We start from the raw sequence: 25,533 nt of genomic DNA, 5'->3' as shown, positions 1-25,533 counted from the left end.
AGAGCGGAGCGTGACGGGAGAAAGCGAGGACTAACAGACTTTCACACTAGAATGCGGTTTTTTGCATTGTGATATGGAAGGTCGTTAGGCACATACTTCTGCCGTATACAGCTCAAGTAAAGCAACAAACTCTATAAAACTGTCTTTAATAATTTTGCTTATCTTTCTAAAACGATCGTTCCATAAGGGTCCAGTTTTATTTTGGCAGTAGTATGATCTACTTTGACTTGGCTTTTTAATTGTATCCGTAAATCAGAACAGTCTGCGGGAAGAGATACTTCTTGTTCTTTAGCTGAAAGATTGCAAAAAATATAAGCCTGATGGGTATCAAAAGAACGTTTATAAGCATAAACATCCCTATTAGATAGGTCAAAAACTATCTGACCAACTGTATACAGCTGTTTTTGTTTCAGAGATAAAACTTTGGCATAAAAGGCTAATACACTATTTGGATCTTGCTTCTCCAATAAGACGTTTGCACCATTTCCTTTTGCACTGAGCCACGGGTCCTGGTCGGAAAAACCAGCACTCACTCCATCAGTCCATTGCATTACACTGCGAGCCCCCATCTTATGACTGGCTGACAAGCTCTTAAGTAACTCAATATGTTCGAAACCTTTCTCTGTCCCAATTTTCATAAATTCTAAAGCGTTGGGATCTTCAAATTCAGCTGGATCAGTTAAGATCCCTGCAGTCATGCCTAGTTCTTCTCCATAGTAGATACATGGGATACCCCGTTGTAAATACATTAAAACTGCTAACATTTTGGCAGCATTATTTTGTTGGTCAGAAGCAACCATCAACTTGTCCAAAATACGCGGCAGATCATGATTGCTCCAATACAAAGTGGGATAACTCCATCCCTGTAGGACCGTTTGCCATTTGACCATCGTTTGCTTAAATTTGACTAAGTCTAATTTGTGCGGTTGTCCTTGCTCGGGAATAGCAGTTGAAAACTGTTGATCTTGGTCATCAGAAAAATAACGGAAAGTTACCACACTGTCACACATTGAACGTTGCGGATCCGTATAACTCTCAACTAAGTCGATATCAGCACTAGCCGCTTCTCCCAAGATGAAAATATCTGACTTTAATTTCCTTAACTCTTGAATAAACTCCGACAGATAATTCTGCACTTGAGGCAAATTTGCATAAAATTCTTCCGCTAGTTGCGGTTCGGTGCTATCTTTAGAAAACACATTCTGTTCAAAATTTGCTTTAGCAGTATGGATGAAAGCATCTAACCTAAAACCATCAATATCGTGTTGCAGCCAAAACTTAGCAACATCGACCATGGCTTGTCGTACTTCTTGGTTAGCCCAATTAAGATCCGGCATTTCCTTAGCGAAAAGATGAAAATAATAATCATCAGTCCCTGCTGGGTCTTTTTCCCAGACACTTCCCCCAAAAAAAGAAGCCCAATTATTAGGTAGCTGATTGCCTTTTCCTTTTCCCCACAAGTAATAGTCACGATAGATACTATGTGGGTTAGCTGCAGCGTCTTTAAACCACGGATGCTGATCTGATGTATGGTTTAAAACAAAATCCAGAATCAATTCCATGCCTTTATTATGCACAGCCGCTACCAAATTATCGAAATCCTCCATTGTGCCCAGTATTGGATCGACCATGAAATAATTTGAAACATCATATCCGTTATCGATTTGAGGAGAAACAAAAATCGGATTCAACCATAACGTATTGACACCTAATGCTTTTAAGTAATCCAAGCGTGTGATGATACCATTTAAATCCCCGATCCCATCATGATTTGAATCCATAAAACTCTTTGGATAAATTTGATAAATAATCCGTTCTCCATTCGAAAATGCTTTCATTTTTGTTCCTCCCTCGCTTCAACTATTTTAAATTTAATAAATCGTTCCAGATAAAGCAAGATAATTTCTGATGTTATCGATAACAAGTTTTACTTACTATTTAGCCAAGAAAAAAGGGGACTTTGTCAAATAGTGTTGATGGTCCATAGAACTCTATCTTTATGGTAGGGTTCTTTTTTTACTGCCATAGCTAGATTAAAGTGTTTGGGTTGGGAGGCAGGTGCGGGTCCGAAGCGTAGCGAAATGGGCCCGCACCTGCCTCCCACAGTGTTGACCTAAATTTTTTATCTTAGGCATGGATCAATTTGATGCGGATAAAGAAATGCCTTAAGTTACTGAATCCGTAACAGCTACGTTTAAGTTCTTTGATCTTGCGATTGATCCCCTCTAACGGCCCATTAGAGTAGTCATAGAGACAAGCGTTCCTGATCCCTAAGTAGTTCTTTTGAATGGTCCTCATGACGGTATCCATTTCAGTACCATTGGGACGGTAGTTCATAACTAATTGTTGTAAAGTAGCCCGATCGCGGTTGCGAATAAAGGTTAAGATCGTTTGATAGGTCTGATAGTTTTCTGCGAACTGTGGAAAATTCTTGAGTCCCAGATCGACCACATTTTGGGCAGTCGTGTATTCATTTAATCCCCGATAATATTTAACCTGGGAGGTCTCAAGTTGATTTTCAGCTAAGTGGAATAAGCGCCAGTTGCTTTTTAAAACTTTATAGTTGCGGTCGTGGTGGTCGTTGATCCCTTTTAAAACACGCAGCCGTTCATGGTCAAGTGCCCGACCCGCTAACTGAACAATATGGAAACGGTCAAAGACGATCAGGGCGTTAGGAAAAAGACGACGGACGAAAGTCTGATACTGCGCATTCAGATCCATGGTCACCAGTTGAACTTTTTGACGCTCAGAAAGTGTATAAGTATTGGTGAAATACTCGCGGATCGTCTGCGAGAGACGATCTGGCAATAAGGTGACCAAATCATGGGTTTTTGCGTCAATGCAGATAAAAGAAAAGCAGTTCTTAGTTGAACGAAATTCGTCAAAACTGAGAGCTGTCGGCAGCTCTTTGGGCGTTACTAAAGCTCGCTGATCCTTATACAAGATCCGTTGAACCGAGGAAGCTGAGATTCCCACGGTCTGGCTGATCGTTTTGACTGGCAGTGAGTTCTTAGCCAAAGTCGCGATTTCGTGGACTGCTTGGCGGGTGATCGAGTGCCGAGGTGGAGCGAGCTGCGTCTGCGCGCTAAAAGTATGGTGGCAAGTCCGGCACAGATAACGCTGTTTGCGCAAGTTCATGCGGAGCGGTTGTTCACCTAGGCTGGGTAGTCTCATCTTGGTCAGGCGGGTCCCATTCTGAACGATATTCGTGGAACCACAATTAACACAGCGTTCGACGGGGTAAGTCAGCGTAGCTGAAAGCAGTTTTTCGTGAACTCCGGCCTGTGAAAAATCAGTACAAGCTGAAATTTTGATATTTGGGTCTTGGATATTGAGTAAATTTAGGATAGAATCAGTTTGGGACATCATTTATACCTCGCTTTGATTTGGTTTTGTCGCTTTAATCGTAGCATATGAGGACAAATGATGTCCTTTTTTGTACAAAAATAGTGCTGATGATTTTACCATCAACACTAAAAAGTGTAGACCCGAAAAAAGTCCTGGGTACCACGACCTAAGACATTTTTTTCGAATATTTTTTTGCTCTTCACTTTGTCGTTCCTCTAACCACTAATTGCGGCTCTATGACACACTTTCCTTGTAACTGATTTCCATTGTTGATCTTGTCAAGCAACATCTTGGCACATAGTCCTCCCATTTTGCTGACCTCTTGTTTAATAGTTGTTAATTTAGGAAAAGCTACTTGGTCTAAAAAAACACTATCGTGCCCGATCACTCCGTACTGCTCAGGAATACTGCCTTTTTGAGCAATGATCGCCCGTTCGATCCCCAGTGCCAGACGGTCCGAAGCACTAATAAACACAGTATTTTCTTCAAACTCAGACCAGTGTTCACTGATATAATTTTGAATCTGCGTAGAATGATTCACGCTCCGAATAATTTGCGGCTCCAATCCATTTTCTTGCATAACTTGAATGTAGCCTGCTTCACGTGAATATTCAAATGGTTCAGCCAAATCGATCCCGACATAGATCAAATGCTTATAGCCCCTTTGAATAGCGTAACGTGTTCCGATCTGGCCGCCCATTTTGTTATCAGAATCAACGAAATCATAACCATACCTATTTTCTCCAAATAATACAAAAGGAAGAGTTAATTCTTTGATCCACTGATAATCTTCATCGCGCATTCCTGTTATAATATACCCGTCACAAGTTCCGATCTCAAAACTGTTTTCCGTTACAAGCTGCAGTGCATATTGGTGTTCTTCTAATACTTTTGAGATCCCCGTCAATAAATTCATATAATATGGTTCAACCGTCGTCATCTCTTCTAAAACCAACAGCTTAATGATCTGTGTTCGATTATTGACTAATGCCCTTGCCATTGCATTAGGATGGTAATCTAAGCTTTGCATTGCTTGATATACTAGTTGTTTGACCTCTTCAGTCACTTTATCAGGGTGATTGATCACACGAGACACGGTCATTCGTGAAACATGTGCCTGATCTGCCACATCTTTTAAAGTTGTCATCAACAAACCCCTCTTTAAATTGGTTATCCAACATTTTTTCTATCTATAATCATAGATTCTTTTATGATTTCATTCAATATACTTTTTCTCGCACTGAACAAACTATCTGCCTAAAGCCGCCTAGTTACTAACCATGCCCGGCGCACCATTAAAAATAACTGCCAGTATACACTGCCAGTTACCTTTATCAATATTTTAATTCTTTTGTTTTTGATCAAACAAATTTTTAAGCAATCCATAATCCAATTCTACAGTTGAGGGAATCACTAAATCTGCTTGGCCAAGTTCATTTGGATCACCAACACCAATTGCGATGCCCCCCGCGGCCTTAATGGCAGTTACCCCAGCCACTGCATCCTCAATTCCTATGCATTCTGCTGGCGCTAGGTTTAATGCCTCAGCGGCTGCTAAAAAAATATCTGGCGCAGGCTTACCATGAGCTATTTGTCTTGGATCAGCGATTGCTGCAAAGTATGAATTTAAGCCCAATTTTTCTAAAATAAGCGGTGCATTTTTAGATGCTGAAGCAATTGCACTTAAAACATGCTGTTCTTTTAGTTCTTGCAAAAAAGTTGTGATACCAGGTAAAATGTCATCCTCAGTCAATGCGCTGATTGCTTCAACATAATACCTATTTTTTTCATTAGCCAACTTTTCAATTTGTTCAGCACTATATTGCTCTTTAATACCTGCATAGTTCATGATCCTAACTAATGAGTCAACTCGACTGACACCTTTCAACTCCTGTTCAAATTCAGCTGGCAAATCGACCGCCAACTTTTCTTTAGCAAGTTTTCTCAAAGCCGCAAAATGAAACTTGGCAGTATCGGTCAAGATCCCGTCCAGATCAAATAATACACCTTTCATTGTCATTTTGCCTCCATCTCAACTACTATCGGCTTACCATTTAGTATAATTTCCAGCGGCTTGCCCGTCAGCAAGCTGAGCTTTGTCCCTTTTTTGTCGACAGTTACGCTGAGTAATCTTCCTCTGAAATTAAGTCGGAAAGAATATCCATCCCACTGCTGGGGTACGAATGGCGCAAGTGCAAGCTTATTATTTTTAACACGCATTCCTGCAAATCCTTGTACGATCGCCAACCAGGAACCGGTCATTGAAGTCACATGCAAACCATCATCAGTATCATTATTATAGTTATCTAAATCTAAACGGGCAGTCCGAGAATACATTTCAAAAGCCTTTTCTTCTTTATGCAGGTCAGCCGCTAAAACGGCATGAGTAGCTGCCGATAAGCTCGATTCATGAACAGTCAATGGTTCATAAAAATCGAAATTCCTTCTTTTTTCTGACTCACTAAAACGGTCGATGAAATAATAAATTCCTTGTAAAACATCTGCTTGTTTAATATATGGCGAACGCAAAATATGATCCCAGGACCAGTGTTGATTAAGGGGTAATTGTTCTTGTGGCAAGTCTTTAACTGGTGTTAAGTCTTTGTCCAAGAATGTGTCATGCTGCACAAAGATCCCAAGTTTTTCATCAAATGGTAAATACATATTTTGACTGATCTGTTGCCATTTTTGCCGTTCTTCATGCGTTAAGTTGAATTCTTGAATTTTTTTGGCTGAAACTTCTTGAGCAATTTTTTCAGTATATTCTAAACACCATTTTGCCAAGGTATTGGTATACCAGTTATTATTGACGTTATTCTCATACTCGTTTGGCCCGGTGACACCATGGATCATGTATTTTCCCTGACGTTTGGAAAAGTGAACCCGGTCAGCCCAGAAACGGGCGATACCAACTAATACATCAAAGCCGTCATTATGAACGTATTCTTGATCGCCAGTATAACGAGTGTAATTGTAAATTGCATATGCAATCGTTCCGTTTCTATGGATCTCTTCAAAGGTGATCTCCCATTCATTGTGACACTCGATCCCGTTAAAAGTTACCATCGGAAAAAGCGCACCATTTAAACCTTGCTCCTGCGCATTATGATAAGCGCCGCTTAGCTGATTATGGCGATACTGTAACAAGTTACGCGTCACATTTGCAGGTGCTGCTCCCAAATAAAATGGCACAGCGAAAGCTTCTGTATCCCAATAAGTCGCTCCACCATATTTTTCTCCAGTAAAACCTTTAGGTCCAATATTCAACCGGCTGTCATTGCCATAGTACGTTGAAAAAAGCTGGAATAAATTAAATCTGATCCCCTGTTGTGATTCTTCATTACCGCTAATAATAATATCTGATTTTTCCCAACGCTTTTCCCAAATATCTTCGTGGTCCGAAAGTAGTGTTTCAAAAGATTTAGCCGCTTGTTCTTTGCTCAAATCAGCAGCTGCTTGTTCGATTTGCGCTCGGGTAGCATAATCACGTGAAGTCGTTACAATAACCTTTTTTTCAAACTCAGCTTGGTCATTTGCATTCAATTTTTTCTGCCACTTGGCAGACACCATCTTTGTCTCCTTGGTTTGCGTTTGATACTCCAATGAAGTCTGATGAACTGCCTTCATAGCTACAATAAAACGCGGTGTTCCAAAATCATTTGGGATCGTTTGGGCAGTCATCTGCAAGCTTTCTCTGTCAGTATTTTGCCCCAAAACATTCCAAAATTGTTCATCATAATTAGCATCTTCGTTATACACATTTGCATTGATCATCGAAGTCACGTTAAGTACAACCGGCTTTTCGCCTAAATTCTTGAATTTCAGACGATTAGTATACAGTTCTTTACAAGCCACACTAACAAAGCGTTCTGACTCAACCTGAACTTTAGCATCTCCTTTGTAGACTATAAAACTTCTTGTCAACAGGCCGTGCTTCATGTCTAATTCCAAAGAAAAATCTGTAAACTTATCTTTAGCAAGATCTATTGATTCTCCGTTGACTTGAAGGTCCAAGCTGACAAAATCAACAGCATTGATCACCTTGCCAAAATATTCTGGATAGCCATTTTTCCACCAACCTACACGAGTTTTGTCCGGATACCACACGCCACCCAAGTATATACCTGGGTGAGTATCACCAGAATATTTTTCCTCAAACATTCCTCGCATTCCCATGTATTCATTTCCAATGCTGGTAATACTTTCCTGCAACCTTTTATTTCCTTTACCCAAAGAATGAGTAACGATTTTCCATGGGTCGATTTCAAAAATTCTTTTCATCCCCGTAGCTCCTTTTCTCATTTCTATCTTAAAATATAAGCAAATGAACCTTACCTATTCACCTGCTAGATAATTATTAGTCAATAATGGCAACGCTATATTTACCAAATTTATAATAGCATTGCCCAAACGGCGGAACAATCGTTTTCTAGCCTGTTTTAATAAGCCTCGCGCTATACTTGCAATGTTACCGATAACAGAATTTTATAAAAAAAGCTGAAACAATTATCATTGAGAATAATTTGTTCCAGCTTCGCTGATTTTCTATTTTCCTTTTAATGTTATTTCTCTAAAATTAATTGCTCGCCGCTCTCTGTTTTCAAACCAATACCTGTTGCTGCACTCAACAAAGTAAACAATGGGCACAAAAGGATAAAGAACGCAAATGGTAAGTAAGATAACGTTGGAACGCTCAGTGTATTAGCAATAAACACTCCTCCAACACCCCATGGGACCAAGTAATTGATCACAGTACCTCCGTCTTCAAGTACTCGTCCTAAAGCAGCAGCGGTCAACCCTCCCTTTCTAAAAGTCTGTTTGAAAGCACGACCGGGTAAAATAATGGATAAAAATTGCTCACCAACAAAAAGATTAACACCAACACAAGCAACAAGCGCAGCCAGGACCAGCTTAAACGGGCCGTTTAACTTATGGCCTAGTGGATCCATAACAGTTGCAACTAAGCCAAAATGAACTAACAAGCCTCCAAGAGCTAATGTTAAAACGATCAATGCTACTGTCGGCATCATACTTTCTATTCCTCCGCGTGATAACAAAAGATCGACTTGTCTATTTGACGTTTTGGCAACATAACCCTTAATAATGATATCAGCAACTTTATTCATGCTAAGTGCCTCGTGGCTTACGAACATAATTCCTGTTGAAACCAAAACATTTAACAGCATTGTCGGAATAGCTCCCATTTTGAAAAATGCACAAATAAAGATCAACATGATCGGTAACAATGTTAAAAATGAAATATGAAAGTTTCCCTGCAAAGCAAAGATCGTAGCATTGACCTTAGACAGATCTGCTCTGTCATGTCCTAAACCCAAAAACGCCAAAATACCAGTCGTCACAACAGCCGCTGGTAATGTTGACCAGAGAATAGTCTTCATATGATCAAATAAACTCACATCAACAACAGCTGCGGACAGATTATTGGTTTCAGACAGCGGAGACAACTTATCACCAAATATACCGCCTGAAATAATTGCACCAGCAACAATTGCTGGATCGAAGTTCATTGTGACGCCAATGCCAAAAAAGGCAATACCGACCGTAGAGACCACGGTAAAACAACTGCCAACTGCTGCTCCAACGACTGCGCAAACCAAGAATACTGTTGGTAAAAACCAACGCGCATTTAAAGCCTGAAAACCATACACCATCAATGTTGGGATCGTACCAGCGGCGATCCACGTGCTGATCATTGCCCCGATCAAAATAAACATTACGATCGGAATGATACCCTTGTCGATCCCATCTTGAATGCCGTCATTGATCTCTTTCCAACTAGCACCTTTTAATTTTGCCCAAAAAATAACGACTGTCATTGCCAATAATATTGGTACTTGTGGCGACAATTGCAGACCGATCATGCCGAACCCCATGATTGCCAGCACTAACGACAATATAATGATTGCTTCAAACAAACCTAATTTTAAATTTTTTCTCGTCATATTAGTTAACCTCTTTTTTGTTATTCTTTCAATAAGTCTAAATATATTGGTTAACTAATATCGAACTATTCCTCCGTTAGTTGCTCTTAACATACTTCAAAATTCCTTTCTTTTAGGCGCAAAAAAACCGCCCCTATTGCAAACTGCATGCAATAGGGACGGTTTTTACCGTGGTACCACCCTTTTTGTGTACGATCAGTACACCACTCACTAGAAGATAATGGATTCTAGTTATTGACCAGTATCATTTAAATTACGGTATTTCGCACCTTCTACCCTGATTGGTTCGCAGCGACCACCAACTTCCTGACACCCAGATAGAAGAACTACTTCATGTAATTAACCTTTAAGATATTATTTCAAAGTTTAAAATGAAAAGACAAAAAAAGCAAGGCCTCAAAGAAAAAAATTAAACTCAACGAGATAATTCGATTTCTTTGACTAGATAACTTTTTTCAATATATGCTAATAATTTTTGACACCAATAAGGATCTCCTATTCCCTGCTGGATTTTTAATTGCTCTGTATTAAATTTATCAACAACGTCTAAGAAACTCAAAACTTCGAGCATCGATAATTGAAAACATCGATCAGGAAAGACATCAGCAAGAAAATCTTGATAAAGTACCAAGGTGTGCAAGTCTAAGCGTAAGTCAAACCGGCCACAACGTGCAACTAAAAAAGTTTTTCTTGACATGATCAAAGACCTTCTTCCCCAATTTTTATTACAAACGCTGACATGTCAGCGATGATACCGCAACCATTATTTTACCACATATTTACTGGTTTTATACCACCTGACGCCCTAAAACTAATTATTTTATAACTATTTGAATCGGGTTATTCATTTATTTCACAACGATCCAAACATAAAAGTCAGGACCTTACGTTAATTTTTTCTAATAATAGACACAAATTGTTTGCAAGTTGCCTGTTTTTCAGTAAAATACTTCTATGCGTTTTAAAGTATAGTCATAAGACATTATTTTTAACTCGTTCTCACTCTCGCGAGAGCTGAAAAACAGTTTATATCTATAAACAAAACTCTTGAGCTTAAACTGACTTGTGACTGATTCTTTTAGAAAGAGGGTACAAAATTGAAATTAAGACAAGCAAAGATGAACGATTTAGAGCAAATTATCGAAATTTTAGCAGACGGACGCGACCAACTTGCTGAAAAGGGTGTCGACCAGTGGCAAGGTGAATACCCTTCACGCGATCACGTAAAATACGATATTGAACACGGCTTTGCTTTTTTAGCCGAATCAGATGATCATCAAACAGTTGGCGCTTTATCATTAGTTCCTGCACCTGATCATGCCTATGATGATATGCATGGTAACTGGTTAACAAACACCGATAGCTACATCGTGATCCACCGAGTAGCGATCCATTCAGATCATGGCGGGCATGGCTATGCTACTCAGCTTTTCGAAAAAGTGATTGAAGAGATCTCAAACAATCATCCGTCGATCGATAGCATCCGGATCGATACGCATAAAAACAACCAGGCTATGCAGCACGTGATCGCCAAAACCGGTTTTAACCATGTCGGTGAATTAGTCGGGGTTTATGGCCCAACAGATGAGTGTTTTGTCTACGAAAAAGTTATTGAACATCAAGCTAAATCTAATATACAAATTGCTGGTTAAAAGTTACTGTAATTTATAATTTTTATAAATGGTCTGCAAAATAGCAGGCCTTTTTATTTTTCACAAAAAATTTTTTTACACTTCAAGAATATATTGTGTGCAACCTTCAACAATGATTTTTAGATTGTGAAATTAAAATTATTAGATTTTTTTACTTTAATTACAACATTTTGTGTGTTACTTTTAACCCATAGAAAGCATTGATGATTCATATATTCGGACGTCTGTTTGATGTTAATGCAACTATTTTATTTAACATTTGAATATAAGCTTAATTCTAAAAATTATTTATTTTTCTCCAAAATTGATCACTTTGTGAGAAAATCAGCAGTTTGTTTTAACAACTATTTATGTAGGTATTGCAAGGAAAGATGGTACAGCTTGTTTTGTAGTTAAGCTGCGCATGGCAAAAGGTTGCACCTAACCAACTTCCACACTACAATGCTGAAAAATCGCTTTATAGTGTGAAAGCCCGTTAATGCTCGCCTTCTCCCGTCACGCTCCGCTCTGTTTTTAAGAAAGGAAGTTTATTCATGAAAGTTATTGTAGTAGGTTCATCACATGGTGGTTTTGAAGCTGTTCGTGAAATTTTAGCCGATCGACCAGACGCAGAAATTCAATGGTACGAAAAAGGCGACTTTTTATCATTTCTTTCATGTGGGATGCAACTTTATCTCGAAGGTATTGTCAAGAACGTGAATGATGTTAGTTACGCAACACCCGAAGGCATGAGAGCTCAAGGCGTTTCAGTCTTTACCGAAACAGAAGTTACTGCAGTTGACGCAAAACAACACAGTGTCTATATCGTTGATCATAAGAATGGTCAAAAACGAGAAGAACAATATGACAAGTTGATCCTTAGCCCTGGTGCAACTCCTGCTACACTGCCAGTAGCTGGCAACGATTTAAAGAATATCTATGCCATGCGCGGACGTGATTGGGCAATCAAGTTAAAAGAAAGGACCGTTGATCCTGAAATCAACAATGTTGTAGTGATCGGTGCGGGTTATATCGGAATTGAAGCAGCCGAAACTTTTGCCAAAGCTGGCAAGCATGTAACTGTCGTTGATATGCTGCCCCGTCTACTGGCCAAGTATTTAGACGAAGAATTAACTGATATCGTTACTAAGGAAATGGAAAAACATGATATCAAAGCCGCTCCAGGGCAAGCTATCAAGAAATTTGTTGGTAAAGACGGTCATGTTACTCAAGTTATCACAGACCAAGCAACTTATCCTGCAGATCTCGTGATCGTAGCTACCGGTATCAAACCAAATACCAAATGGTTATCTGGAATAGTTGACCTGGATGACCATGGTATGATCAAAGTCGATGATCAACAACGAACAAGTGCAGATGATATTTACGCTGTTGGGGATGCAACACTAGTTAAGTTTGCTCCAACTAATGGGACAAAATCTCCGATTGCTCTGGCTACAAACGCACGCCGTCAAGGACGAATAGCTGGAAAAAATGCTGTCGGGAACGCAGCGAAAACACCACTTGTTTCCGGTTCAAGTGCTTTATCTGTTTTCAAATACAAGTTTGCCTCTACTGGTATCAAAGAAGGAACTGCCGCTCAATTCAACTTGGAAACTAAATCCACTTTGGTCACAGACACATTCCGACCTAGCTTTGTTCCAGATGAAAACGGAAACGACAAGGTATGGTTCAAGCTGACATACGACCCACAAACCACTCGTATTTTAGGTGCACAGATCCTTTCTACTCAAGATGTGACTCAAAATATCAACACTATTTCTTTAGCTATCCAAGCTAAATTAACGTTGTCTGATCTCGCCTATGCAGACTTCTTCTTCCAACCAGGTTTTGACCGCCCATGGAACATCATGAACGTTGGTGCCCAACAGGCGTTGCGTGATTTAGAAAAAAATAAATAATACGCTAAAGCAAAAACATTCAGGTCATAAATTTACTGAATGTTTTTTGTTAACTAAAATTAATTTGGTTTGACTGCATATGAAAAATGCTGTTTCAAATTTATCAAAATTTAAGAACGGTTCACTAGTTTTGTCCCTGTCAAATATTTTTGCAGCATCGCCTAGTAGTCAACTACCACGGGTTAAACCCGTACGCAAAATATAGCTCATATAGCAACCTACTTCCTGACTAACAATTTGTTAAAATTTTAAACGTAAAATTTGACAGACTTACCTGAACAATGGTACGGTTAATTATGTAAAGTTGAATCTCTTTCAACTGCTAAGCTGTTCAAAGCGTTTGAACGACTTGCACATCATTTCTGAAAGTTCATTTCTAATTTGATCACTGCATTGCTGCATGACCAATCACGTTCACAGATCTACCATTTTCACTGAAAGAATTAAATTCACCCGAATTTAACCTCTCTTAAACTAATTTCAATTTAATTTCACAACAGACAGCAGTTGCACTCCGTGTGCTTTAAGAATTACATTTTTAAATCTCCTGTTTCCTATCTTTGTTGTTATAACAGAGTTATTTTGCACAGATATTTTCCTGATCAACAGACGAGATACCTGCACTTTTTTGTATATTCTTTCAGCTGGTTTATTCAAACCCAGTGACTCATTAACTACTTTATTCTCGCTGCTAAAATTGCATTTTTCTAGCCCGCATACACCACTGAAAAATATTTAATTTCGGTCATTTCTGGGATAATTCTAACTCTGATACATTGCCAGTGAGCTTAGATCCACTTTTTTAAAGTGCACTACACGTTACTTTGACCAACCTCTCACTAATATTAGTTTTACTAAATACACTTCTTTTGCTGTATTAATTTCGTTTCAATTTTATGAAAATGGCTAGTGATCTTATTACTGCTAAACAAGTTTTGTTAACTTAATTTGACAGCTTTACGAAAGGTACCAGCTTTAACGACTATCTAAATTGAAAGGATGATCCTATGTCGAAAGAAAAGTCGACCAATAAGCAAATCCTTGCTCATTATAAAACAAGTGAGCAAGGATTGACTACTGAACAAGTCACTAAACGAAAACAGAACGGACTCAATGAATTACAAGAGGGTAAAAAAGATAATATTTTTAAGCAAGTAGCTCTTCATCTATCAGATGTTGCTTCACTCGTCTTGCTGTTTGCTGTTATCTTATCCACCTATCTGGCGGCGACCGGCTCTGAAAAGTGGAGCCAACCGCTGATTATCGGTAGTATTCTGATTTTAAATGTTTCTATCAGTATCTACCAGGAAAAAAGCGCTGAGAAGGCATTGGCAGCTTTAAAAGACATGAATGTTCGCGAATCGACCGTAATTCGAAACGGAATACGACAAACAATTGAATCAAAAGATTTGGTCGTTGGCGATATTGTAATTTTAAGTGCGGGAGATCAAGTCCCGGCTGATGGTCGCTTGCTAACAGCCAATAACTTAACGATCAACGAGTCGATTTTAACTGGCGAAAGTGAACCAGTTGAAAAAAACAGTGCTGAACAAGAACTGACCAAAGAACTCAGCCAAAGATTTAACGAAGCTTTTTCCGGAACTGGAGTCGTTTCTGGAAATGCGCTAATGGTAGTAACTGCAATTGGAATGGATACCGAACTTGGTTCCATCGCTGGTTTGCTCAACGAAACTGAAAAGAAAAAAACTCCCCTTCAAGAAAAATTAGATTCATTGTCGAAGAGTTTGACATCTGTGGCATTGATCGGTGGAGTCTTGATTTTTATCATCGGTTTTTTCTTCCGCGGATTTGATCTTTCATCTGGTTTGATCATGGGAGTTTCCCTAGCAGTTGCTGCTGTCCCTGAAACACTGCCGATCATTGTCACGATCAGTTTATCTTATGGTGTTATCAAAATGTCGAAAAAAAATGCGATCATGCGTCGGGTAAATTCAGTAGAAACGGTTGGTAGTATTGATGTTATTGCATCTGACAAAACTGGTACTCTTACTCAAAACCAAATGACCGTCACTAAATACTGGGTCCCACAAAATGCCCCAGCAGAAACTTCCACTATCATTTCAAAAGATTCCAAAGAATTTCAGCTAATGAGATTTATGGGGTTAGCTACCGATGCACAGGTCAAAGAAGTTGATGGTCAAAAAGTGGAATTGGGAGATTCAACAGAGTTAGCTATCATTCACTGGTTGCAAAAAGCAGAGACAACACGTGCCGAGTTGGAAAAAGACTACCCGAGAATAGACGAAGATCCATTTGATTCCAATAAAAAATTGATGGCAACGCTGCATAAAACTCCTTATGGTAAATATCTTTTGATCGTAAAAGGAGCAATCGACCGTCTTCCTGTCCAATTAAGTGATAATGAAAATAAGCAAGTTCAAAGTGTTAATAAACAATTTGCTAGAGAAGCCCTACGTGTCCTAGCGGTCGGTTATACTCTCTTAGATGAAAAACCGACTGGACCACTTGATGCAACTAAAATCCCAGTGAAATTAGCTGGTCTGATCGGGATCATCGATCCGCCGCGTCCGGCAGCGATCTCCGCCATCGAAAAAGCTAAAAATGCTGGAATAACTACGTTGATGATCACAGGTGATCATCCTGAAACTGCAAAAGCAATTGCAGTCCAAATGGGGATCGCCGAAAAAAATGATCAGGTCATGACTGGTACTCATTTGAATGACCTGAGCGATGAAGAATTACAGCAAAATATTAAAAATATTAAAGTTTACGCTCGTGTTTCACCGAAAGATAAGATCCGGATCGTCAAAGCATGGCAGGCAAACGGTTCAACTATTGCGATGACAGGCGATGGAGTCAACGATGCACCAGCAATTAAAGCAGCCGACGTTGGCATAGCAATGGGAATCACCGGAACGGATGTTTCTAAACAAGCTGCTGACATGATCTTAACAGACGATAATTTCGAAACGATCGTTACAGCTGTCGAAGAAGGGCGAACGATCTACCAAAATATCCTTAAAGCTGTCGAATTCTTGATCGGTGTTAACTTTGCTCAATTATTTATGATGATCTTTGCAGTTGCAATGGGTTGGGGTTCGCCTTTGTTAGCCGAACAACTCTTATTGATCAACGTGTTAGCTGATGGTATCCCAGGATTCTATATTTGTCGTGAACCATCCGAAGGCAACAACATGAAAAAAGCACCGATCAACAGACAAACTAGTATTTTTGCCGATGGTCTAGCACAAAGAGTCAGCTTTCGGGCTGTTGTCTTCACTATCTTGACCCTAATGATCTTCGGCCTTGGACAATTTGTACTTTCAAATTCAGATATACATTTCGCACGTACAATGCTCTTCTTGGTTTTAGCTTTAGGCTCAATGATCGATATTTACGTGATTAAATCACGGCAACCTCTTTCTTTGCAGACTTTTGCCAATAATACCGCATTAAACTTTAGCTTAGGCCTAACCATGCTAGTAGTAGTCTCAATCGCCACAATTCCTGGTTTAAGAGGAGTTTTCGGCTTTACTGCCCTGTCCGATCTTGCCTGGGTCTTTGTCATAATCAGTGTCTTCATACCCGCTATTCTACTAGAAATCAACAAACGTTGGACCTTAAGAAGAGAAACAGAACTAGCTTTATCAGAGTAAGGATGTGATGAGTTGATTTATCTCAAAATTTTTGTCATGTTAGTGTTACTCGTTAATTTAGCAGGTTGTGGTGCTTCGATTTCAAAAGATTTAGAAAGCCAAAAATGGGAATTTACAGCGCAACAAGTAAAGCAACCACCTTCAACAGTAATGTTTGATGGAAAACACGTTACATTCATCAAAGGCGACAATTGCCAAACTTATGGTTATAAGATCAAAAAGAAACCAAACGGTTCCACTCAACTTATTATGGGTAAAAAAAGCGGTGTCTCCCATAGGGCACCAATTAAGAACTTTGAGATTCAAAAATCTGCCAGATCTTATAAACTAAAACCCACGAACAAATTTGCCAAGCATTATTATGGCGAGGCAAAATTAGTACCACTTAAAGACGCTAATTCTGAATAAGAAAAACTCTAACTGTTTTCCCACTAATTAGTGGGAGTGAAAACAGTTAGAGTTTTTTATTTTTTACTACGTTTCACAGCTTGTTGGTATCCTTCAGAATATTTCATGCTTTCTGCGTATGAATCCGCAATTGAATCCATCATTGTCTTGTTTTTACCAGACTTCTTACCAGTCTGCTTCTTGTTTTTCCCACTCTGTTTGCTCTGATTATAATTATCAAAGTTCTCACTACCATAAGTCTTATTATTTGTGCGATAGCTATGAGGATCATTCACAAGATCATCCGTGATATGAGAAGTGCGATAATGCCTTGTATGAAATAGCGGTCCATTTGGGCTATACTGAATACCTCTTTCATTACTCTCAGATGGGAGCACCTTAGTTCGCTGACGTTTACTCTTACGATTTTGCTGGCGCACCATTTTGCCAGCTAAATTGTTACTATTTGATTTTCGTGAAACTTTTTTAGCAGCATGGAAATCATTTTTAGGGGGCATTTGAGAGGAACTATTTGAAAATACATTATTCCACTTTTGAAAGAGCCTGCTAACTTTTTGAACCAGCCAAATTACAATGCCAAAAATCACAAACATTAGGACTAATATGAAAATCACACTGATCACTGACATTTGGTCGCCTCCTTGCTTGTTGCAATCTTTATGATTGCTAGCTAATTATTCTGTCTGCTTTTTGTTCTCTTTTTGCTTAAAATGCTTAGAGAAACTCGAATCGTTCCGTTTTTTTATTGCTTGAGCCAAAACTGCAGCTTGACCGAAATTACTACTATCATCATTAGGTACCACAATCATATTAGCTTGAGATTTTGCTAACTGACTATATGCCGCGATCGATTGATTCTTAAAATAACGATCATCAGTACTACTCAAACCGGCTTGAACGGTGTCAATACGATATCTTTCGGCATCTGCTCGGGTTTTGGTAGCCTGGGCTTGAGCACTAGCGGTAGCCATTAAAGCATTATTTTGTGCTTCATTGGTTAGCCGGATCGATTCTGCTTCCCCTTGTGCCTGAGCAATAGCAGCGATCCGTTCCCGGTCAGCTGTTAATTGTTTGTCCATTGCACGCTGGATCTCAGCTGAGGGCAATAGCTCGTCAATATTGATCCGGTCAACATTGATCCCGTAAGTATTAGTCAAATCCCCGATTGCAGACGCAAGATCCGCATTGATACGCGCGGTAGAACCTAAGGCATCATTTAGTTCCATCCGTCCGATTATGTCGCGCAAATGGCCACGAACTAACTGTGCCATCGATTCGACTGAATCTGTATTATTATATTCGTACTTCATTGAATCAGTAACATGATAATTCAAAGTAACTGAAGTCGAGACTTCAGCGTTATCCTTAGTAATAATTGAATAATGCGGCAATTCGATAGGTTGCATTGCCAAACTGACTGTTCTGATCCCCTGGATAAAGGGAATGTAAAAATGCAGTCCTGATTCGACCGTGTGCTTATATTTTCCAAACATTTCTACTAACCCCTGACAATTTTGGGGCACGATTTTGAGTCCTAACGGCATAATATTACCTCATTTCTGAATTGGTTTGATCGTTAAAATATTTCCGACGGCTTCAACCACAAGATATGGCGTATCAGCTTGAATCACCTGATTATCACTGGTTAAATAACGATAGTAGATCCCGTTGACTAAAACTAAACCACTATCAGCAAAAATTTTATCTGGTTTGACAACTTGATTTAGTATTAACCGACTTTCCATGGTTGAGTTAGTCGTTGCTGATTCTTCCAAAAATTGCTGAACACTTTCAACAACCATCTGATTGATGCTAATATGCTTAGCAGCTGCTTGCTTTTTTAGCTTTTCATATACGTCTTCTGGAAACCGAATGGTTGTCATTTTTGTCGACAAAGTCATCACCTTCTTCATTTCTTTTTGATATCACATTGATATTATAACCTATAATTTACTATTTTGTAAATTTGTTTGCTTTTACAGTAAAAAATGACTTTAAGCAGGCTTTTGCAACACGAGATTTTATCTTTGATCAAGTTCTGCACTACAACGCTGAAAAACTCACTATAATGCAAAGGTTTATTAGTAAGTCTTATCATCAAAGTGACAAAAAAAGACCTCTGCCTTGCGCAGAAGTCACCACGACAAAATATTCACTTATATTACATTAAAGACTGCGAAGTAGAAAACTGCTGCTTCGATAGTCAAGATCAGTTGAATCACACTCAACCCCCAGCCAAAAGTCATTGCTTTAACGGGTGATTGAATTTTACCGATCTTTTCATCATTACCTAGCCATGACAACAAAAGCGTAAGTACCGGGAAGACAAAAACCAATAATTTGGATTGTCCGTATAAACTCAATGCATTTAAAGTCATTTGTATGGGTATCTCCCGCGGCAAATAAATCATCAGCGCCAACGACAGTACGAATTCAAACATACTGACGATGGCGAATGTCGCGGGTATTTTATGATAATAATCAATAAACTTAGCCAAATAGATCACTCCAAATATAAATTCTTTTTCGTTATCCATATCTACTGTTAATTTTACCACGAATAAACATTGCTGCGTTAAAAATTAATAAAATCAGACAAAACAAAAACAACCGCTCGCTAACGCACGGCTGAATTTTAAATTCTTAAAATTTTGAGTATCAATACTCAATCAAAACGGCAAGCATCTGTTTTCCAAGTATCACGAGCGGTCTGAACTACTAAATCAACCTTGTCCCATTGCTGTTGCTCATTTAAGTCATTTCCTTCTTTGGTTGAAGCAAAACCACATTGTGGTGATAGACTTAAATTATGCAGTGGTACCACATCCATCGCTTGTAAAATTTTATGTTGTAACTTTTGCTCAGATTCTAGCTGTGAAGTTTTAGTAGTTACTAATCCTAGTACGAAAACCGCCTGCGGCTGAGCACGATGGATCCGCGCCAGCGGTTCAAAATCACCATCAGTCTTTAGATCATCATATTCCATAAAGAAGGCATCATACGGTAATTCCTGCAATACATTGGTGATCGAAGCATAAGTGCCTCCGCCTAAAGAAGCTGAGTGAAAATTGCCGCGGCAAATATGTGTTGCAAATATCATGTCATCTGGCGCAGCTGCAATAATTTTTTGAATCAAACTAGTTATTTCATCTTCTAATTTTGTGACCCGTTCCGTGTTTTCATCACCTTGCAGACCGGCAATTGGTAATGTCACTCCCAACAACCAAGGATCATCAAGCTGGATATACCGTAATCCCAACTCATAAAAATGTGCGATGGTTTGCTGATAGACTTTAAGAATATCTGCTAAATACTCTTCACGACTAGCATAAAAATCAGAATAGTTGGCGATCACCGCAAAGTCGCCCTCAAATAACAAAGGAGTCGGAGCTGGAATAGTTACTTTTGCCTGAACTCCGGCAGGGATAATACTTTGCAAGAACTCATAGTCGCTAAAGAATGGATGATTTGCGTTATATTCGAATTTACCTGCCAATTTTAGACCATCATCAACCAATTCTTGCCCGCTAAAATTCAATTTGAATCCATCAGGGACCACTTGGACTCCTTTCAAACCAGCCAAGAAATCAATAAAAAAGTTTTTGCGATTATATTCACCGTCGGAAACAACATGCAATCCATGGGTAATTTCTTGCTGCACCAGTTTTTTAGTTGCACCATGTTGGATCTGCTTAAACTCATCTTGAGTGATTTCTCCATTATCCACTTGATTATAAGCTTCTTTTAAATCATTCGGTCTTAAAAAACTTCCTACTGTATCGTAAGTATAAAAATACTGATGTTTTTTCACTGTCATTACAAACACTCCTCATATTAAAATATTAAGTATCATAGTCAAAAATCTCTAAACAAAAAAGCACCCGTTCCCGCACACTTTTCACGTGCAGGGACGAATACTTCGCGTTACCACCCAGTTTTTCATTATACTTACGCATAAATTACTCAACAGCTTAAAACAAGCTCAAGCTAGGGAAAATAACGGTTCCTACCGTTCAGCAGGCGTGAACTTGCTGAAAAATAATTGGAGTTCATCTTCAATATTAGTCAATATCTGCTCTCACCGACCGCAGACTCTCTGAATATTTAACCAATAGCTACTCTTCTCCGCAGATTTTCTGGCTAAACTACTTTTAATTAACTGTTAATATAAGCTTAATTCAACGAATTTTCAAGTTAAACTTCATTTAAAAAAATACATAGTATTTTATCAAGCGATCCATTTACTTTTCCACCATCAGAACTAATCACTTCTTGATGCCAATAAAGGGAATAACTTTTGTAACGATTCAATGTTTCCTGTCTCTTTTTAAAAATATTCAACTTACTTGTACCACTTATAATTATTCAAAACATTCTGTGCTTGGTCTGCGGACTGGACACTCAACATTTGGTTAACGGTCGTTTGCAAATTATCCAAGCGACCATTCAAGATACTATAGATGAGCCCACTTTGTTGTGTCTGATTATCCAACTGTTGCTTTAATGAGGCCAAACTTTGCGATACCTGCTGCATTTGGCTGAGATATTGTTGCCGATAACCTTCCTCATCTTTTTTATAATTTTTAACAGCATCTTTCCTGAATTATTCATACTTTTCGTTGCAGTTAAAACTTTGTGCAAAGTTACTTTAGTGTGTAAAAAAAGCAGCTTTTTGTTAGTTTTGTTGTCGGACTGTTTAAAAAAGGACAGACTTCACCCTTTCCCTAAGAAAAACATTTTTTTTGTGAGTTCACAGCGGATATATTTTTAGATTTTGAATCTTGAACAGTGTCTGCCAAAATAATTTATCGAACACATTGGTCTGAGATAAATGGACCCAGACTTGACGCGCATGGTGCGTGACCTTAGCTGCCACATGGAGTAATTTAAAACGGATCGTCCCGACCTGAGCGTGTTTAAGCTTTGTTGGTAAAACTAAGTTCTTCATGGCTTGCAGTATATTATAAGCGACCCCAGCTACCAGCATCCGGAACTCATTGGCCTCAAAACTAGAACTGTCCGTTTTATCAAAGTGAAAGCCACGTTTAACTTCTTTGATCAAGTCTTCCATGGAACCGCGTTGGTGATAGAGGGCAAAGACTTGTGGACCGCTTAATTCTTCCAAGTTGGTCACGATAAACTCATGGTCAAACAGAAAGTTGCCCGCCGGCCGCGTTGATTTAATAATCACACGATAAGGTCGTGACCAACTTTGAGGACAATAGTCTCGCAGGACATGCCATTGGACTTCAGCTTCGGTGAAGTCCTGGTCACCCACTTGGATCAGGTGCTCAGCCCGACTTTGGAGCTGGTAGTTCGCTTTTAAACGAATCACGAACTTAGCCTGCTTTTTATCACACGCATGGTAGATCCCTGGAGCTGCGAAACCAGAATCTCCCCGCACTAAGACATCCAGGGAAGATCCGTCATAGGCCCGTAAGCTCCGTAATAAAAATTTAGTCGCACCTTGGGAAGTATAGCGATTGCCGGGGCGTAATTGAGCATTCAACAAGCAGCCCGATAAAGCATCAAAGGCTAGTAAAGGATGATAACCGTTGGTCTGGTAGTGACCGTTATAAGCACTCTTTTCTTGGTCACCAAACGTATCGGCATGTGTCGAATCTAGATCAAGGATCAGCTGATGTTGATTTAGCTGCCCAAGAACAAAGTGAGCTACCGAGCCGAGCAATGATTTGACTGAAAAGAGCCCAGACGCTGAAATGTGATTGATAAAGCGTGAAAGTGTCGGCTGGGAAGCGACCGCTTGAGACAAGACCAGCTTAAAATCAACGGCGTGTGACAAGGTATTAGCCGACTGATCTTGGCAGTATCCTGCCAGCAATTGCAACAGCAACTGCTTAAATAAATTGTTCAAGGGAAAGGTACAATATTTACGGTCATCTTTAAAATGCAAGTTATCTTCTAAGAGCTGGTCAAAGTGAATTTGGTGCAGAAATTCAGCAATTAATAAAGTTCCGGCATCGTTCGCTAACTCACCACCGTCATTAGAAATGTTGATCTGGTCATTGAATAAAAGTTTTTCATGATGTAAAGTTGACATAAGGAGCACTCCTGTTCTTTGTGGTTTTCAACGACTTAACAATAGCACAGGATGTGCTCTTTTTGTACACCCAACAGGTGAAAAACGAAAAAGATGCGAACTAGCATGACAACAACAAAAAGTAGTCCTTAAGGGAAAAGTATGAATAATTCAGGTCTTTAGTTGTTTTATAATTTTGGCGTAGTTCTTTGATTTGAGTATTAGCTGTATCCAGTTGATCACCTAAAGAATCATTTTTTCGCTGTAGTTCACCGATCTGTCTGCCTTGGTCATCGACCTGCTGCCTTGTCTGATGATAACTGATCCCTGTCCAAACAAGATAAATCGCCAAAAGTCCCAAGATCACATAAAAAATCTTTTTGCCCCAGTGTTTTTTCTTTTTCCGCGGTTTTTTTGCATCCATTTGTTCCTGTTGCAGATTTTGAGCTGGCTGTTGCTGAGCATATTTTGGAGTTGCTTGTTGCTGTGTGGACTGTGTCTGGCGTCTTGTTGGCTGAGAAAAATAATCCTGCTCATTACCATTACCGGCGGCCACAATTTTGATGGCGATCTGACGTAATGGCTGCAAATTTCCGTTCTCATCTAAAATAGAAATGTTGGCATCATATATTCCGACTTGCCCTATTTTTACATCAGCCATATTGACCAGTAGTTTGGACGTTAAATCTTGGCCAGTACGATCGTCGATGGCATGAGCATTTGTCAAATGTAAAATATCTTCGCCATTTAATGCTGACTTAGTATCAATGGTAATTAAATCTTTAGTAATAGTTAACTCTGGTTTCATTTCAATGCACCCCCTATTATTCGGGAAATTTTTATATCCGCAAATATTTTATACACTAATTTTATCTAAAAGCCATTATAAAAACAAACTTTCCCTGATATTAACTAGTTTACCACCGCTTACATTTAAATCAGCATGTTTTCCAACTAAATCAAAATATAGTTCTTTTAAAATATCTGAAAATCGGGTAGGAGATAGTTCACACTATCGACCTCCCACACCACCGTACGTACGGAACCGTATACGGCGGTTCAACAACTTAAGCTTTTGCTTGAATAGACTGGTACAGTTTGGACAGATTTATTAGCCCACGCTGTGCCAGTCTTTTATTAGTTATGGTCATCAACAGTGTTTTACTGTGCGCGTTGCGCCAGTATCCCTTACGAGTATTGACGTAGATTTTCGCCTGTTTGGGTGTCAAGCCTAGTTTAATCAATGCTTTATAACGGGTTCCGATATTCTTCCACTGTTTCCAGATATACTGGCGGATGCGCGAGCGCAACCATTTGTCTAGTTGTTGGAGAAAGGTTTTCATCTTCCCAATGGAATAATATTGGATCCAGCCCTGCATTTTCTGCTTAATTTCATGCAGAATCCTATCAAGGCTGACGCCTCGGCTTCTCTTGGTGATTCTTGTCAATTCCTGTTTAATTCTCTGTTTAGGTTTTTGATGAGGACGCGGGTAGGCGCTATTGCGTCCCACACCCAGAGAAAAACCTAGAAACTTCAGTCTTAGTGGAGAACCGACTTGCGTCTTTTCTGCATTCACTTCAACTTTGAGTTCCTTTTCTAAAAACTGGGTGATGCTTTTGAGAACCCGTTCACCCGCACGCTTACTTTTAACATAGATATTACAGTCATCCGCATAGCGTACAAATTTATGTCCTCTTTTGGTCAATTCTTTGTCCAGCTCGTTCAGATAAATATTTGCTAGTAATGGTGAAATATTGCCACCTTGCGGTGTACCTTTAGCGGACTTCTCGAAAAATCGACCATTCATAACACCACTCGTCAAGAACTTACGAATCAAATGCAAGACCCATGGCTCACTAATGTAATTTTCAACAAATTTAATTAGTAAATCATGGTTCACATTGTCAAAATAGGACTTTAAATCAAGGTCGACCACGTAGTGATAACCCTGATTATAATAAGCAACCACCTTTTTCACAGCACTTTGTGCACTGCGGTGTGGTCGAAAACCATAACTATTATCTGAGAATACTTTTTCAAAAATAGGAGACAGTTGCTGTTGTAACGCCTGTTGAACCACACGGTCAACGACCGTTGGGATTCCTAACTGACGTTTCGAACCATCTGGCTTAGGAATCTCAACTCGTTTGACAGGTTGGGGTTCATAGCTTTCGGTTCGCAAGGCCTCGATTAGTTTTACGTTATTCTCTTTCAAGTATGGGCCAAGTTCCTCAACGGACATGCCGTCAATTCCTCCAGCCCCTTTATTACGCTTGACATGGACAAAGGCCCGATTTAAATTATTCCGGTCTAAGACCTTCTCACGTAATAAGCCATTTTGAGTTCTCTTTTCACCAGAAACAACGCTACGCGCTCCTGTTTGCTCTGACCCTTCCAGGGTTACCCTCCGCAGGTAGTCAGCTTTATTTTCTGTTTTCTGCGATTGTCGTATTGTTTCCACCTCCAGGATGAATCAAAATTATTGTTGTTCAGCCCTTCACCATTACTGGCTACTATGGCCTCGGCTGACTTCTGTCATGGACAACTCAACATTACTATTGAGCCTGTTCCTGCCAGAAATA

General features: G+C 39.3%; 20 protein-coding genes. 4 read left to right on the top strand and 16 right to left on the bottom strand.

What is annotated here, in order from left to right; genetic code table 11:
* Positions 1–158: 158 nt before the first annotated feature.
* From BQ5903_RS02150 to BQ5903_RS02120, 7 genes are all read right to left on the bottom strand, one after another.
* Positions 159–1,838, bottom strand: a complete 1,680-nt coding sequence (locus BQ5903_RS02150) for a glycoside hydrolase family 13 protein (RefSeq protein ID WP_079578648.1) — start codon at positions 1,836–1,838, stop codon at positions 159–161.
* Positions 1,839–2,127: 289 nt separating this feature from the next.
* A complete protein-coding gene (locus BQ5903_RS02145) occupies positions 2,128–3,369 on the bottom strand; it encodes an ISL3 family transposase (protein ID WP_079578646.1) in 1,242 nt (413 codons plus the stop codon).
* A 178-nt stretch (positions 3,370–3,547) separates the two neighbouring features.
* On the bottom strand, positions 3,548–4,495 hold the full coding sequence (locus BQ5903_RS02140) for a LacI family DNA-binding transcriptional regulator (RefSeq protein ID WP_010498807.1): 948 nt from the start codon (positions 4,493–4,495) through the stop codon (positions 3,548–3,550).
* 195 nt (positions 4,496–4,690) lie between these two features.
* Complete coding sequence (gene pgmB, locus BQ5903_RS02135; protein ID WP_079578644.1) at positions 4,691–5,362, bottom strand: beta-phosphoglucomutase; 672 nt, start codon at positions 5,360–5,362, stop codon at positions 4,691–4,693.
* 2 nt (positions 5,363–5,364) lie between these two features.
* The gene (locus tag BQ5903_RS02130; RefSeq protein ID WP_079578642.1) at positions 5,365–7,629 is read right to left on the bottom strand and encodes a glycoside hydrolase family 65 protein; all 2,265 of its coding nucleotides are present in this window, start codon (positions 7,627–7,629) and stop codon (positions 5,365–5,367) included.
* Between the two features lie 281 nt (positions 7,630–7,910).
* On the bottom strand, positions 7,911–9,311 hold the full coding sequence (nhaC, locus tag BQ5903_RS02125; RefSeq protein WP_010498798.1) for a Na+/H+ antiporter NhaC: 1,401 nt from the start codon (positions 9,309–9,311) through the stop codon (positions 7,911–7,913).
* Between the two features lie 415 nt (positions 9,312–9,726).
* Positions 9,727–10,008 carry a hypothetical protein gene (locus BQ5903_RS02120; RefSeq protein ID WP_010498797.1) on the bottom strand — a complete coding sequence of 94 codons (282 nt, stop codon included), beginning with the start codon at positions 10,006–10,008 and terminating at the stop codon, positions 9,727–9,729.
* A 400-nt stretch (positions 10,009–10,408) separates the two neighbouring features.
* Here BQ5903_RS02120 and BQ5903_RS02115 point away from each other — a divergent pair, with 400 nt between their 5' ends.
* From BQ5903_RS02115 to BQ5903_RS02100, 4 genes are all read left to right on the top strand, one after another.
* Positions 10,409–10,963 (top strand): GNAT family N-acetyltransferase, encoded by a 555-nt coding sequence (locus BQ5903_RS02115; protein WP_010498795.1) that lies wholly within the window; start codon positions 10,409–10,411, stop codon positions 10,961–10,963.
* Between the two features lie 533 nt (positions 10,964–11,496).
* On the top strand, positions 11,497–12,864 hold the full coding sequence (locus BQ5903_RS02110; RefSeq protein ID WP_010498793.1) for an FAD-dependent oxidoreductase: 1,368 nt from the start codon (positions 11,497–11,499) through the stop codon (positions 12,862–12,864).
* A 1,007-nt stretch (positions 12,865–13,871) separates the two neighbouring features.
* Positions 13,872–16,502 (top strand): cation-translocating P-type ATPase, encoded by a 2,631-nt coding sequence (locus BQ5903_RS02105; RefSeq protein ID WP_010498790.1) that lies wholly within the window; start codon positions 13,872–13,874, stop codon positions 16,500–16,502.
* A gap of 12 nt (positions 16,503–16,514) precedes the next feature.
* Positions 16,515–16,910, top strand: coding sequence for a hypothetical protein (locus BQ5903_RS02100; protein WP_010498788.1), 396 nt, complete (start codon positions 16,515–16,517; stop codon positions 16,908–16,910).
* A 56-nt stretch (positions 16,911–16,966) separates the two neighbouring features.
* On the opposite strand, the gene BQ5903_RS02095 is transcribed toward BQ5903_RS02100, so the two are convergent.
* From BQ5903_RS02095 to ltrA, 9 genes are all read right to left on the bottom strand, one after another.
* Positions 16,967–17,539: a heme biosynthesis HemY N-terminal domain-containing protein gene (locus tag BQ5903_RS02095; protein WP_056988048.1), complete on the bottom strand. Its 573-nt coding sequence runs from the start codon at positions 17,537–17,539 to the stop codon at positions 16,967–16,969.
* 45 nt (positions 17,540–17,584) lie between these two features.
* Positions 17,585–18,454 carry an SPFH domain-containing protein gene (locus tag BQ5903_RS02090; protein WP_050955751.1) on the bottom strand — a complete coding sequence of 290 codons (870 nt, stop codon included), beginning with the start codon at positions 18,452–18,454 and terminating at the stop codon, positions 17,585–17,587.
* A gap of 9 nt (positions 18,455–18,463) precedes the next feature.
* On the bottom strand, positions 18,464–18,811 hold the full coding sequence (locus tag BQ5903_RS02085; RefSeq protein ID WP_231920928.1) for an Arc family DNA-binding protein: 348 nt from the start codon (positions 18,809–18,811) through the stop codon (positions 18,464–18,466).
* A gap of 255 nt (positions 18,812–19,066) precedes the next feature.
* A complete protein-coding gene (locus BQ5903_RS02080; protein WP_010498774.1) occupies positions 19,067–19,447 on the bottom strand; it encodes a hypothetical protein in 381 nt (126 codons plus the stop codon).
* 128 nt (positions 19,448–19,575) lie between these two features.
* Entirely contained in the window at positions 19,576–20,727 is a 1,152-nt protein-coding gene (locus BQ5903_RS02075; RefSeq protein WP_010498765.1) for a uroporphyrinogen decarboxylase/cobalamine-independent methonine synthase family protein, read from the bottom strand.
* A gap of 525 nt (positions 20,728–21,252) precedes the next feature.
* Entirely contained in the window at positions 21,253–21,444 is a 192-nt protein-coding gene (locus BQ5903_RS02070) for a hypothetical protein (protein ID WP_079578640.1), read from the bottom strand.
* A gap of 216 nt (positions 21,445–21,660) precedes the next feature.
* Positions 21,661–22,971 (bottom strand): IS1380 family transposase, encoded by a 1,311-nt coding sequence (locus tag BQ5903_RS02065; RefSeq protein WP_079578404.1) that lies wholly within the window; start codon positions 22,969–22,971, stop codon positions 21,661–21,663.
* Between the two features lie 100 nt (positions 22,972–23,071).
* Positions 23,072–23,758 (bottom strand): hypothetical protein, encoded by a 687-nt coding sequence (locus BQ5903_RS02060; RefSeq protein WP_231920904.1) that lies wholly within the window; start codon positions 23,756–23,758, stop codon positions 23,072–23,074.
* A 259-nt stretch (positions 23,759–24,017) separates the two neighbouring features.
* Positions 24,018–25,403 (bottom strand): group II intron reverse transcriptase/maturase, encoded by a 1,386-nt coding sequence (ltrA, locus tag BQ5903_RS02055; RefSeq protein ID WP_079579635.1) that lies wholly within the window; start codon positions 25,401–25,403, stop codon positions 24,018–24,020.
* Between the last annotated feature and the right edge of the window lie 130 nt (positions 25,404–25,533).

It is taken from the genome of Ligilactobacillus acidipiscis (assembly GCF_900116935.1).
Taxonomy (GTDB): domain Bacteria; phylum Bacillota; class Bacilli; order Lactobacillales; family Lactobacillaceae; genus Ligilactobacillus; species Ligilactobacillus acidipiscis.
The sequence above is the reverse complement of the archived record's forward strand: the minus strand, read 5'-3'. Positions and strand labels throughout refer to the sequence as shown.